9 protein-coding genes are annotated in these 13047 nt (G+C 66.4%); 2 read left to right on the top strand and 7 right to left on the bottom strand.

Features of this window, described 5'->3' with window-relative positions; genetic code table 11:
* Positions 1–76: 76 nt before the first annotated feature.
* From AC1RCS_RS15285 to dapC, 3 genes are all read right to left on the bottom strand, one after another.
* Positions 77–1240 (bottom strand): PilT/PilU family type 4a pilus ATPase, encoded by a 1164-nt coding sequence (locus AC1RCS_RS15285; RefSeq protein WP_218294963.1) that lies wholly within the window; start codon positions 1238–1240, stop codon positions 77–79.
* Positions 1241–1318: 78 nt separating this feature from the next.
* Positions 1319–2152, bottom strand: coding sequence for a 2,3,4,5-tetrahydropyridine-2,6-dicarboxylate N-succinyltransferase (dapD, locus tag AC1RCS_RS15280; protein ID WP_218294964.1), 834 nt, complete (start codon positions 2150–2152; stop codon positions 1319–1321).
* A 16-nt stretch (positions 2153–2168) separates the two neighbouring features.
* Positions 2169–3374 carry a succinyldiaminopimelate transaminase gene (dapC, locus tag AC1RCS_RS15275; protein ID WP_218338553.1) on the bottom strand — a complete coding sequence of 402 codons (1206 nt, stop codon included), beginning with the start codon at positions 3372–3374 and terminating at the stop codon, positions 2169–2171.
* A 167-nt stretch (positions 3375–3541) separates the two neighbouring features.
* Here dapC and AC1RCS_RS15270 point away from each other — a divergent pair, with 167 nt between their 5' ends.
* A complete protein-coding gene (locus tag AC1RCS_RS15270) occupies positions 3542–5032 on the top strand; it encodes a methyl-accepting chemotaxis protein (RefSeq protein WP_492245291.1) in 1491 nt (496 codons plus the stop codon).
* Positions 5033–5100: 68 nt separating this feature from the next.
* Here AC1RCS_RS15270 and AC1RCS_RS15265 read toward each other — a convergent pair whose 3' ends face one another.
* The 3 genes from AC1RCS_RS15265 to AC1RCS_RS15255 form a co-directional block, all read right to left on the bottom strand.
* Entirely contained in the window at positions 5101–5754 is a 654-nt protein-coding gene (locus tag AC1RCS_RS15265; protein ID WP_492245290.1) for an RnfABCDGE type electron transport complex subunit B, read from the bottom strand.
* Between the two features lie 71 nt (positions 5755–5825).
* Positions 5826–7364, bottom strand: a complete 1539-nt coding sequence (locus AC1RCS_RS15260; RefSeq protein ID WP_492245289.1) for a polyhydroxyalkanoate depolymerase — start codon at positions 7362–7364, stop codon at positions 5826–5828.
* Positions 7365–7570: 206 nt separating this feature from the next.
* Entirely contained in the window at positions 7571–8665 is a 1095-nt protein-coding gene (locus tag AC1RCS_RS15255; protein ID WP_218294968.1) for a GTP pyrophosphokinase, read from the bottom strand.
* 251 nt (positions 8666–8916) lie between these two features.
* Here AC1RCS_RS15255 and AC1RCS_RS15250 point away from each other — a divergent pair, with 251 nt between their 5' ends.
* The gene (locus AC1RCS_RS15250) at positions 8917–11724 is read left to right on the top strand and encodes a bifunctional diguanylate cyclase/phosphodiesterase (RefSeq protein WP_492245288.1); all 2808 of its coding nucleotides are present in this window, start codon (positions 8917–8919) and stop codon (positions 11722–11724) included.
* Positions 11725–11730: 6 nt separating this feature from the next.
* On the opposite strand, the gene dusA is transcribed toward AC1RCS_RS15250, so the two are convergent.
* Positions 11731–12747 carry a tRNA dihydrouridine(20/20a) synthase DusA gene (gene dusA, locus AC1RCS_RS15245; protein WP_492245287.1) on the bottom strand — a complete coding sequence of 339 codons (1017 nt, stop codon included), beginning with the start codon at positions 12745–12747 and terminating at the stop codon, positions 11731–11733.
* Positions 12748–13047 lie beyond the last annotated feature (300 nt).

The following is a 13047-nucleotide window of genomic DNA, read 5'->3' as shown; positions in this document are numbered from 1 at the left end:
GTGTGGCTCCGGGCACGCGCCGCAGCCAGGGCGCCGTCACCCCGGGGGCAGTGCGCCGAAGGCGACTCAGGAGGGATCATGCAGCCGGTTTCACGTCCAAAACGATCTCGGTGAACGAAGGCTGGTCGTCCGGGGTATCCCGCGCTTCTTTCTGGGCCTTGGCCGCATTGGCCGCCAGGGAGAAGTCGTTCTGCAGGCGCCACATGAGGTTGGTGGGGGAATCCGCGTACGCCAGGCCTTCCTTGCGGTCGATCTTGGATTCCATGATCAGGTGCGCCAGCGCTTCCTCAAAGGTCTGCGAACCTTCCGCCATGGATTTCTCCATCGCTTCCTTCACGCCGGAGAAATCGCCTTTCTCCACCAGCTCGGACACCAGCTTGGAATTGAGCATCACTTCCACCGCGGGGACGCGGCCGCCGTCCGATTTGCGGACCAGGCGCTGCGACACCACGGCCTTGAGCGCGGAAGCCAGGTCGCCCAGCATGGTGGGGCGCACTTCCACGGGGTAGAACGACAGGATCCGGTTGAGCGCGTGGTAGCTGTTGTTGCCGTGCAGCGTGGCCAGGCAAAGGTGGCCCGATTGCGCATACGCAATGGCGGCGGACATGGTTTCGCGGTCGCGGATTTCCCCGATCAGGATCACGTCGGGCGCTTGGCGCAGCGCGTTCTTCAGGGCCGTCTGCAGCGACTGCGTGTCGCTGCCGATCTCGCGCTGGTTGACGATGGATTTCTTGTTCTTGAACTGGTACTCGACCGGGTCCTCGATGGTGAGGATGTGGCCGGTCAGCGCTTCGTTGCGGGTGTCGATCATGGACGCGAGCGTGGTGCTCTTGCCCGAGCCCGTGGCGCCCACCACCAGGATGAGCCCGCGCTTTTCCATGATCAGCTCGCGCAGCACGGGAGGCAGGCCCAGGGAACTGAATTCCGGGATCTGCTGCGAGATGAAGCGGATCACCACCGCATAGCTGCCCCGCTGGCGCATGGCGCTGACGCGAAAACGCCCCACGCCGCTGAGTGGCACGCCCATGTTGAGTTCGCCGGTTTCTTCCAGCTCTTCGATGCGGTCCGGAGGGACCACTTCGGAGAGCAGGTTGCGCGGAGCATCCGGCGGCAGGATCTGGTTGTTGATCGGCACGCACTCGCCGTTGATCTTGATCAGCGCCGGCGCATTGGCCGACAAATAGACGTCGGAGGCTTTTTTCTCGGCCATCAGGCGAAGAATCCGTTCCATCGTGCTCATGGTGTGTCCCTCTGTTTGTCGTCTTTGTCTGGGGTGGCGCTGATCGTGCCGGTCAGGTGCGGGGCCGGTCAGCCGCGATCAGTCGCGCAGCAGGTCGTTGATGCTGGTCTTGGAGCGCGTCTGCGCGTCCACCTGCTTGACGATGATGGCGGCGTACATGCTGTAGGGCGCGCCGTTGGCGGCCGTCTTGGGCAGGTTGCCGCTGACCACCACCGAGCCAGAGGGCACGCGGCCATAGCTGATCTCGCCCGTGGCGCGGTTGAAGATGGGGGTGCTCTGGCCCAGGTACACGCCCATGCCCAGCACCGAGTTTTCTTCCACCACCACGCCTTCGACGACTTCGGAACGCGCGCCGATGAAGCAGTTGTCTTCGATGATGGTGGGGCCGGCCTGCAGCGGCTCCAGCACGCCGCCGATGCCCACGCCGCCCGACAGGTGCACGTTGGCGCCGATCTGCGCGCACGAGCCCACGGTGGCCCAGGTGTCGACCATGGTGCCTTCGCCCACGTAGGCGCCGATGTTCACGTACGACGGCATCAGGATCGCGCCCTTGGCGATGAAGCTGCCGCGGCGCGCCACGGCGGGGGGCACCACGCGCACGCCCGTGGCTTTCATCTCTTCTTCGGAGAGGTGGGCGAATTTCGTCTGCACCTTGTCGTAGAAGCCCAGGTCGCCGGCCTTGACCACTTCGTTGTCCTTGAGGCGGAACGACAGCAGCACGGCCTTCTTGATCCACTGGTGCACGGTCCACTGGCCCACGCCTTCGCGCGTGGCCACGCGCAGCTTGCCGTTGTTCAACTCGGCGATCACGTGCTCGACAGCGTCCTGGATTTCCTTGGGGGCGGCGGAGGGCGAGAGGCTGGCGCGGTTGTCCCAGGCGTTGTCGATGAGGGTTTGGAGTTGTTGGGTCATGTCGTTGTCGATCAGATCAGGCAGTACGGGATTGGATGAATTGCACGATGCGCAGCGCGGCTTCCACGCATTCTTCGGTTTCGGCCACCAGGGCCATGCGCACGCGCTGGGCGCCGGGGTTGCTGCCCTGGGCCTCGCGGGCCAGGTAGCTGCCGGGGAGCACGGTGACATTGTATTGAGCCAAGAGGGCGCGCGCGAACTCGGCGTCGTCCATGCCCAGGGCTTCGGGCACCTTGGCCCACAGGTAGAAGCCGGCATCCGGCAGGGCGACTTCCATGACGCCGGCGAGCAAGGGCGTGACCTGGGCGAATTTCTTGCGGTAGCGCGCGCGGTTCTCCACCACGTGCTGTTCATCGCCCCAGGCGGCAATGCTGGCCGCCTGCACGATGGGGCTCATGGCGCTGCCATGGTAGGTGCGGTACAGCAGGAACGCCTTGATGAGGGCCGCGTCACCCGCCACGAAGCCGCTGCGCATGCCGGGCACGTTGCTGCGCTTGGAGAGGCTGGTGAAGGAAATGAGGTTCCTGTAGCCGCCGCGACCCAGCTGGTCTGCGGCTTGCAGGCCGCCCAATGGAGGTTCGTCGCGGAAGTAGATCTCGCTGTAGCACTCGTCCGAGGCAATGACAAAACCATAGCGGTCGCTCAGTTCAAAGAGCTTCTTCCATTCGCCGAGCGGCATGACCGCGCCGGTGGGGTTGCCGGGGGAGCACACGAAAAGCAGCTGGGTCCGCTGCCACACCGTTTCCGGCACGGCGTCCCAATCCACCGCGAAGTTGCGCGCCGGATCGCTGGCCGCGTAGTAGGGGGTGGCGCCCGCCAGCAGCGCGGCGCCTTCGTAGATCTGATAGAACGGATTGGGGCAGACCACCAGCGGCTGGCCCTGTGAGGGGTCGATGACGGTCTGCGCAAACGAGAAAAGCGCTTCCCGCGAACCGTTCACGGGCAGGACCTGGGTCGCGGGGTCCAGGGTGATCGCATACCGCTGATTCAGCCATCGGGTGAAGGCCTCGCGCAGAGCCGGCTCCCCCGCCGTGGCCGGGTAGCTCGCCAGCCCACTGAGGTTGTTACTAAGTGCATCTTTGATGAACTGCGGTGTAGGATGGCGTGGCTCGCCCATGCCCAGGCTGATGGGACTGTAGGCTGCCGGGGGAGCCACCCCCGCGAATAGCTGCCGCAGCCGCTCGAAAGGGTAGGGCTGGAGATGGGAAAGCAGGGGATTCATGGGGCGCCATTATGGGCGATGGACCCGGTCCATTGCCGCAGCATGCGCGGGCTGCGGGCCCGGGTGGGCGGCGCCCCGGCAGGCCCCCTGCACCCGGTCTGTCAATCCGCCGTAAGTGCCGGCCCCTAGGATTCGCGCCAGTTGCAAGAACGACAAGAGGAGACATGATGTCAGGATTCCTACCGCTGCGTCCGGGACTTTGGTGGATGCGCAGGTGGCATCTGCCTGGCAAACTGCTCTCGCTGGGTTTCCTGGTGGTGGCCGCGCTCGCCATCGCGGCATGGGGATCGCCCTGGTGGTTGTTCGCGCTGGGTGCCGGAGCGGTGGCCTATGCCCTGCTGGCGCTCTACATCAGCCTCTCGAGCGACCTCGCCGGGCTGGCGCGGACCATCGAGCTGACCCAGGGCGGGGATCTGCGCGCACAGGCCCGTGGCGACCATGGGCACGATGAGGTCGCAGAGATGGCGAAGTCGCTCGACCGCATGGTGATCACGCTCTCCTCCATGGTGGCCGACATCCGCAGCAACGCGGCGCTGGTGGCCCATGCGGGCCAGAGCCTGGCCGAGGGCAACCGGTCCCTGGCCGACCGCACCGAGCAGCAGGCGGCCAATCTGGAACAGACAGCGGCCAGCGTGGAACAGTTGTCGTCCGCCGTGCAGAACAACGCGCAGACGGCCCAGAGTGCCGATGCGCGGGCCGCCCAGGTGCGCAGCGCGGCCGATGCGGGCGCGCAAGCCATGGCACGTGCCGTTCAATCGGTCGAAGCCATCCAGCAAGGGGCGCGGCGCATGACCGAAATCATCGGCGTCATCGACAGCATTGCATTTCAGACCAACATTCTGGCCCTGAACGCCGCCGTCGAGGCCGCACGGGCGGGTGAGCAGGGCCGCGGGTTTGCCGTGGTGGCCGCGGAGGTGCGCACGCTGGCCAAGCGGTCCAGCGATGCGGCGCACGAAATCCGCGAGCTGATCGGCGCCTCGGTCAGCCAGGTCGAGACCAGCGCGGGCCTGATCCGTTCGGCCGGGGAGGGCATCTCCGACATGGCGGGAGGTATTCGCAGCGTGGCGGCCAGCATGTCCGAGATCTCCGGGTCGAGCACCGAGCAGAGCACGGGCCTGCGCGAAGTCAGTGCCGCCGTGCAGCAACTGGACCAGATCACCCAGCACAACGCCCAGATGGTGGGCCATGCCGTGCAACAGGCCGAAGCCCTGGAGAGCCGGGCATCCACGTTGTCGCGCGCGGTGTCGGCATTTCGCCTGCAGCAGGGCACCGCCGAGGAGGCCGTGGCGCTGGTGAGCAGGGCCGTGGCATTGCACAAGAGCACTTCGCGCGACCAGTTCCTGCGAAGCATTACCGACAAGAGCCAGCCGTACCACGACCGGGACATGTATGTGTTCGTGCTGGATACCGCCGGCACCTATCTTGCCTTTGGTGGCAACACCGCCAAGGTGGGCACACGCGTACAGGACATTCCAGGCATCGCGGGGGACCGCCTCGTGAGCGATATCGTCGGCCAGGCCGACCATGCCCCAGGCTGGGTGGAGTACAACATCACCAACCCCTCCACCGGCGCGGTGCAGACAAAGATGTCCTATGTCAGCCGCGTGGGAGATCTGTATGTGGGGTGTGGGGTGTACAAGGCGCTGGCGGCGCGCTGAGCACACCTGGCGGGCTTCTGTGCAGAAGGCAGAAGGAAGGGCGGAGGCCTCCTCAGTGCCTTGTGCGTCTAGCGCGGGTTTTGGGCGCGCCGCTGGCGGGCACGTTCCAGCGCGGCGGCAATGGCGGCCTGGCGCAGTGCCTGGGCCTTGTCCTCTTCGCCTCGGATGAGAGAGGTGGACGGATTGTGGTCCGCCGAGGCTATGGTGGGCATGGCAGCCCCGTTGATCTCGGGAAAATCCTTGTCTTCCACCACCGCCTCCAGGGGCAGGCGTTCGCGGTGCGCCTGATAGCGCTGGCGTGCCTGCTGGGCCAGCGGCGCGGACCAGGCGGACCAGCCAGTGGCGGCACCGCTGATGTTTTCCATGTGGATGCAATCCACCGGACACACAGGCACGCACAGTTCGCAGCCGGTGCAGTAAGGCTCAATGACCGTGTGCATTTTCTTGTGGGTACCCACGATGGCGTCGGTCGGGCAGGCCTTGATGCACAGCGTGCAGCCTATGCACCACGCCTCGTCGATGAAAACCACGGCGCGCGGGGCCTCCGTGCCATGCTCGGCGCTCAGCGGCAAGACCGGCTGCCCGGTGATGGCGGCGAGGCGGGCAATGCCCTCGGCCCCGCCGGGAGGGCACTGGTTGATGGGGACGCCATGCTCCGCAATGGCGTGGGCGTATGCCGCGCAATCCGGGTAGCCGCAGCGCGTGCATTGCGTCTGGGGCAATGCCGCGTCAATCCGCACCGCAAGCGCTGACGGTGCTGCGGGGGGAGGGCTGGGAATGTGCGGCGGTACGCTCAAGCCTTGCGGGCCGCGCTGCGGCGGGTGCGGGATGGCGTTGCGGCGCTGACGGTCGCCTTGGCCGCCGCGACCGGGTCTGCCTCGGCGGGCGCCGCCGCTCCCGTGGGCTTGGTGCGGTTGCCAGCGGGGGCCACCCAGCGGGTGGCCACGGGCGCTGCGGCTTTCACAGCCGTCCTGACGGCGGCCTTGGGGGCCGCGACTTTTTTTGGCGCCAGGCTGGGGGGGTTGTCGTCCGGGGTTTCCGTCACGGGTACCGCGGCCTTTTTCTGGGGCTGTTCATGCTGGAGGATGAAGGCGCGCACCTGCGGGTACACCACTTCGCGCCAGCGCCGGCCGCTGAAGATGCCGTAATGGCCTGCACCCTTGGCTTCCAGGTGGCGCTGCTCCTTGCGCACGATGCCGCTGCACAGGTCATGCGCGGCCTCGGTCTGCCCCGAACCTGAAATATCGTCGAGTTCGCCCTCGACGGTGAACAGCGCGGTGGTCTTGATGTCCTGCGGGCGCACGCGCTCGATCTTGCCTTCGGGGGAGCGTACGTCCCAGGTGCCGTTCACCAGCTTGTAGTCCTGGAACACGGTCTGGATGGTTTCCAGGTAGTAGTCCGCGTCCATGTCGAGCACGGCGTTGTATTCGTCGTAGAACTTGCGGTGGGCCTCGACGCTGGCGTCGTCGCCCTTGATCAGGTCCTTGAAGTAATCGTAGTGGCTGCTGGCGTGGCGGTCAGGGTTCATGGCCACGAAGCCGGTGTACTGCAAGAAGCCGGGGTACACACGCCGCCCTGCGCCGGGGAAGTTCTCTGGCACGCGGTAGATCACGTTGTTCTCGAACCATTCGAAGCTGCGGTTCGTTGCCAGGTTGTTGACGGCCGTGGGCGACTTGCGGGCGTCGATCGGCCCCCCCATCATGGTCATGCTCAGCGGCGTGGTTTCACCCCGGCTGGCCATCAGCGACACGGCAGCCAGCACCGGCACCGTGGGCTGGCAGACGCTGATCACATGGCAATTGCCATAGACGCCCTGCAGGTGGCGGATGAATTCCTGCACGTAGTTCACATAGTCGTCGAGGTGGAATTCGCCATCGGCCAGGGGCACCAGGCGGGCATTCTTCCAGTCGGTGATGTAGACCTTGTGGTCCTTGAGCATGGTGCGCACGGTGTCGCGCAGCAAGGTGGCGTAGTGGCCCGACAAGGGAGCCACGATCAGCACCACGGGCTGGGCCTTGAGCTTGGTCAGGGTCGCGGGGTCGTCCGAGAACCGCTTGAAGCGGCGCAGCTCGCAGAACGGCTTGTCCATCTCGATGCGTTCATGCACCGCCACGCCCACGCCATCCACATCCACGGAGTGGATCTCGAACGCCGGCTTTTCGTAGTCCTTGCCCAGGCGGTACAGCAGTTCGTAGCCTGCGGACATGCGCTGCGCCAACGGGCTTTCGCTGAACGGCGACATGGGGTTGCTGAACAGCTTGGCAGCGGCCTGTGCGAAATCGGTAAATGGCTCCATCAGCGAGCGCTGGGTTTCGTAGATGTGATACAGCATGGGCGAAACTCCGTTTTGTTGCAGTGCAATATAGCAGCACTTGGTAACAAGCGCATGGAGGAAAACCACCAATGACCAGTCACCTATGCGACAGGCGAGGGGTGTTCAGCGCACGTCCCGCTCCTGCCGGATGCCCCAAGCCCGCCTTGCTACAAACCCAATAGCAAAGAAGGTAATGAGAGAGGCCGTGGAATGCCTTTCGCAGACTATTGCGGCCTGGGCTCCGCGTGCTCCTGCAGCCACGCTTCAAAGGATTCGCGCGCCGAGTTGCGCAATGCCGGGCGGAACGCCGCCTTGTTACTCAGGTACAGGCAGTGCCGGATCACGGTGTAGGGGTTGAAGCTCGCCTGGGGGTTCTGCTCTTCAAAATGCTGCTTGTAGCGCTTGACTACGCCCACGGTCTCGCGCATCAGCGCGTTGAAGCGTGCCCGTGTCATGCCGGGAGACCAGACCTGGATGTCATCCACGAAACCGTCCACCTTGGACGGCTCGAACTCGAAGTCCTTGAAGAAGTGCGTCGCGATCTTGAGGAAGGTGAACGCGTTGAGCTCGCTGCTGGGCGCCGGTGCCTTGCTGGGAGCCTGCGGGTTGCTGTCGTCGGGTGCGGCATCGGCGAGGGGTTCTTCCGTCTCGTCGGGCGCCTGGAGGAGTTCCGCGGCCGTGGCATCGCGGATCTGGCGGAACTCGCGGTCGGCCAGCTCGAACAGGGCAGACAGCACATTGATGCGCCGCTTGAGCTGGCCGGGAATGGACTTCTTGTACTTGATCCGGTGGTCCAGCACGCTCCAGGAGTCCTGGATGATGGTGCGCACTTGCAGCTCGAAGGGCAGGTGGGCGTAGGCCGCGTGCTCGGGCAAGCCGCGTTCGGCGGTGCTCAGCTTGAGGTCCAGGTGCAGGCCCTTGTAGCCAAACGATGCCTCGGTGCTTTCCACCGCCGTCACCTTGTCCGTGACATCGATCACCGCGAAGTGCGAACGCACGATCTGGGCGATCTTCTCCAGTTCATCCTCATAGAGGCACACCACGCGCACGCCGACCAGGTCCGTGATGTAGCCCTGGATCTCGTAGGCCGTGTTGCTTTCTTCCAGTGACGGACGATATTTGCGCACGAACTTGCGGATGCATTCATCCACCTCCTTCACCCGGCCTTCCACCTTGGCGATGTCCACGCCTCCCGCACGCGTGACCACGGCCGCGACCATGCCCGTGAGGGCTGCGCAGGCCGCCTCCAGCGCGGCGGACTGCTGCGCGTAGAACGCGCGGAAATGGGATTCCTCCAGGTCGAAATCAAGGGATGGCATGCCGTGTCTCTGCGTTCTGGGTGGGTTCGGATCGGTGGGCTGGCGTGGCGACTGTCCATGCAAGCATATCCGCCACGGCGCCGGAGCCTGATGCAGGATGTACGGAAAGCCCGTGGGGACGCCCCTGCCTCTTTGCTGCGGGGGGCCGGGGCCGATAATGGTGCCGATCTGTCCCCACCTGTCCAAGGGAACCCGCACGCCTTGTCCCATCCGCCGTCCCCCACGCCCTTCCCGGCAAGGCCAGGAAAGCCATGACCCGGCCGCCGCATCCCCCAGGGGGCCCGCCTGCGGCGGCTGATGGCGTGCGCGAGGCTTCGCGCCTGGACGGCGCTGCCAGCCAGCGGTGGCTGGCCGTGGTGCTGCCACCCCTGGTCGCGGCACTCATGCTCGGTTTGACCTTTTTGTACTGGCAGAGCGAGGAGCGCGGCGCGCGGGCCAAGCGCGAGCAGAATTTCCAGGTGGCGGCTGACCACATCGCCTACAACCTTGCGGACCGCCTCGCGACGTACGAGGTGGTGCTGCGCGGGGTCAAGGGGTACTTCGAAGGGTCGGAGCGCATTGACCGTGAAGAGTTTCAAGCCTATGTGGGCGCGCTGCAGCTGCAGGAGACCCGGCCCGGCCTGCAGGGCATCGCGCTCATCCTGCAGTTGCCCGCCTCGGCCCTTGAAGCGCACACCCACGACATGCGCACGCGCGGTTTTCCGGGCTACAGCGTGCGGCCCGCAGGAGCGCGGCCCCTCTACGCGCCCATCACCCATGTCGAGCCGCTGGAAGGTGGCAACCTCGACACCCTGGGTTTCGACACCTTGACGGTTCCCGCCGCCAGGGAGGCGCTCGACAGGGCCCGCCTCACGGGCGAATTGGCGCTGTCCGGCCCGCTGGCGCTTCGCCCGGACAGCGAGCCAAGTCTGGCGATGTACCTGCCTTTGCACGATACCGTGGCCGACATGCGGTCGGGCGATGGCCGGCGTGCGGGACTGGTGGGCTGGGTCAGCGCCACTTTTCGCATCGCCGATGTGGTCCGCGGCATGGCCAGGGAGTTCGATTCGGACATCGGGTTTCAGATCCTCGACGGCATGGTGCCGGGCCCCACGGCATCCGGCACGCGCCTGTTCACCAACACCGAGCCCGCGGCGCAGGCCCCCGCCGCGGAAGCCCCAGGGCTTCAGGCCACCCGGGAGCTGAAGTTTGGCGGGCGGCGCTGGACCTTGCAGATGTCGCCACTGCCCGCGTTCGAGCTGCGTCACGAGGACAACAGCCACCTGCCCGTGGCCGTGATGGGCACGGCATTGAGCCTGCTGCTGGCGTGGTTCACGTGGCTGCTGGCCACGGGGCGCGAGAGGGCGGTGGCGCTGGCGCTGGACATGACGGCCGCGCTGCGGGCCACGCGCGACGACCTGGAAAGCACCCTCAACGCGATTCCCGACCTGCTCTTTGAACTGGGGCTGGACGGCCGCATCCACCACTACCGGTCGGCGCGCTCCGAGCTGCTGGCGCTGCCGCCCGAGATGTTCCTTGGCCGGCTCGTGACGGACGTGGTGCCCCCCGAGGCGGCCGCTGGCTGCCATGCCGCGCTGCAGGAGGCGCACCGCACCGGCTATTCCACCGGCCAGCAGTACCGGCTGGAACTCGATGGCACCACGCACTGGTTCGAGCTGTCCATTGCGCGCAAGGAAAGCGCGGCGCCGGGCGACGGGCCACGGTTCATCGCCTTGTCGCGCGACATCACCGAACGCAAGCTGGCCGAGGCGCGCACCCATCAGCTCGCCTACTTCGACGGACTCACCGGCCTGCCCAACCGGCGCATGCTGCTCGACCGCATGGAACAGGCGCTGCGCAGTGCCCGCAAAGCGGCCCAGGTCGGCGCGGTGCTCTACATCGACCTGGACAACTTCAAGCAGATCAACGACGCGCGCGGCCACACGCTGGGCGATGCCTTGCTGATGCAGGTGGCCGACCGCCTCGTGCAGGGGCTGCGCCCCGGGGATACGGTAGCGCGCCTGGGCGGGGACGAGTTCGTGGTGCTCGTGCACAACCTGGCCTCCGACATGGAATCCGCCGGCCGGGCCGCCCTGCAGATGGCCGAGGAGATGCGGCTGGCGCTGGAGGCTCCCTACACCATCGACACCCATCTTTACAGCAGCACCGGCAGCATCGGCATCACGCTGTTTCCCCAGCGGGACGAGGGCGTGGAGGACCTGCTGCGCGGGGCCGACACGGCCATGTACCGCGCCAAGGACCTGGGCCGCAACCGCGTCCGCTTTTACGAGGCTGCGATGCAGTCCGACGTGCAGGAGCGCCTGGCCCTGGAGCAGGACCTCAAGCAGGCCCACGCGGAAGGGCAGCTGGCCGCTTTCGTGCAAAACCAGGTGGATGCGGCCGGGACGGTGGTCGGCGGCGAGTTGCTGATGCGCTGGGACCACCCCGAGCGCGGCGCCGTGCCGCCCAGCCGCTTCATCCCCATCGCCGAAAGTTCGGGGCTCATTCTGCGCATGGGGGACTGGATGATCCAGCAGGCCTGCGAAACCCTGGCGCGCCTGCAGGCGGCGGGGCACAGCCTGTCGCTGTCGGTCAACGTGAGCCAGCGGCAGTTCCGCCAGGACGATTTCGTGGAGCGCATCCGCCATGTGCTGGCCCGCACCGGCGCCCTGCCGGCGAACCTCATCCTGGAGGTCACGGAAAGCCTTCTCATCGAGAACCTGGACGACACCATTGCCCGCATGACCGAGATCGTGCGGCTGGGCGTGCGCTTTTCCATCGACGACTTTGGCACGGGCTACTCCAGCCTCGCCTACCTCAAGCGGCTGCCGCTGTACGAACTCAAGATCGACAGGAGCTTCGTGCAGGACACGCCCGACAACCCGGACGACACCGCCATCGTGCAGTCCATCATTTCCGTGGCCCGCCACCTGCGCCTGCGTGTGGTGGCGGAGGGCGTGGAAACCCGCGCCCAGGCGGACTTCCTGGCCGACAGCCAGTGCGACTGCCTGCAGGGCTATCTGTTCGGGAGGCCAGAGCCTCTGGAAACCTGGCTGGCCAGACAGGCGCCGCGGGCGTGAACCGCGCTATGCCACCGCTTGTGCGGCAGCGGACGGCGCATACGACTGCATCGCGAGCGCATGCACTTCCCGCGCGGGGCGGTCCTTGAGCAGGTGGTTGCTCCACACCTGGCGCCAGACGCGGGCGCCCGGCAGGCTGTGGCGCAGGCCCAGCATGTGGCGGGCGATGTGGGGCCAGGGCGTGCCATGCTGTGCGGCCTCGCGCTCCATGTACTCGACCATGGCCAGCTCGACCTCTTCGCGGGTCAGGGGGCAGGGCGTGCCACCCTGACTGCCGTAGTAGAGCTGGTCCCAGCGCGCCATCCACCAGGGGTTGTGGTACGCCTCGCGGCCGATCATCACGCCGTCGAGGTGTTCGAGCTGCTGCAGCACCACCTCGTCGGCCTGGATGCCGCCGTTGATGGCGATCGTGAACTGCGGGAACTCGGCCTTGAGCTGGTGCACCACCTCGTAGCGCAGGGGCGGGATGTCGCGGTTCTCCTTCGGAGACAGGCCCTGCAGCCACGCGTTGCGCGCGTGCACGATGAACACGGTGCAGCCCGCCTCGGCCACCGTGCCGATGAAGTCGCGCACGAAGCCGTAGTCTTCCTGCTTGTCGATGCCGATGCGGTGCTTGACCGTCACGGGCACGGCCACCACGTCCTTCATGGCCTTCACGCAGTCGGCCACCAGCTGCGGCGCCTTCATCAGGCTGGCGCCAAATGCGCCGCGCTGCACCCGGTCGCTGGGGCAGCCGCAGTTCAGGTTGATCTCGTCGTAGCCCCATTCCTCGCCCAGCCGCGCGGCCTGGGCCAGCTTGTCGGATTCATTGCCGCCCAGCTGCAGGGCCACGGGATGCTCTTCCGTGTTGAAGCGCAGGTGGCGCTCGGTGCCGCCGTGGATGATCGCGCCCGCATTCACCATTTCGGTGTACAGCAAGGTCTGGCGCGTCAGCAGGCGGTGAAAGTAGCGGCAATGGCGGTCGGTCCAATCCATCATCGGCGCGACGGACATGCGCCAGGGGCTCAAAGCGGGGGATTCCACAGCAGGCAAACAGGCAAGGAGAACGGGGGAAAGGCCCGCAGCGGCACGCCCGGACGGGGCGGGCGACGGAGGCTGCAGGGGAGGGCCGTGATTATCCCATTGGCCAACGATCCGCGCCAGCCCGTGGCCATGAGAAAAAAAGGACGCTGCCGCTTGATCCACAAGCGCTTGCCGCTATCAAAATGAAAGCGCCCCGCGTCCCCGCCGTGGCGACAGGCGCCAAGCCTTGTCCTGCCGCAAGGCGGGGTCAAGGCCGCATCGGCGATACTCGCGGCGCTTTTTGATGTTCCTGCCCCATGC

The organism is Acidovorax sp. GW823-FHT01C06 (assembly GCF_058798375.1).
Note: the sequence above shows the minus strand (reverse complement) of the source record. Positions and strands in the feature narration are given on the sequence as shown.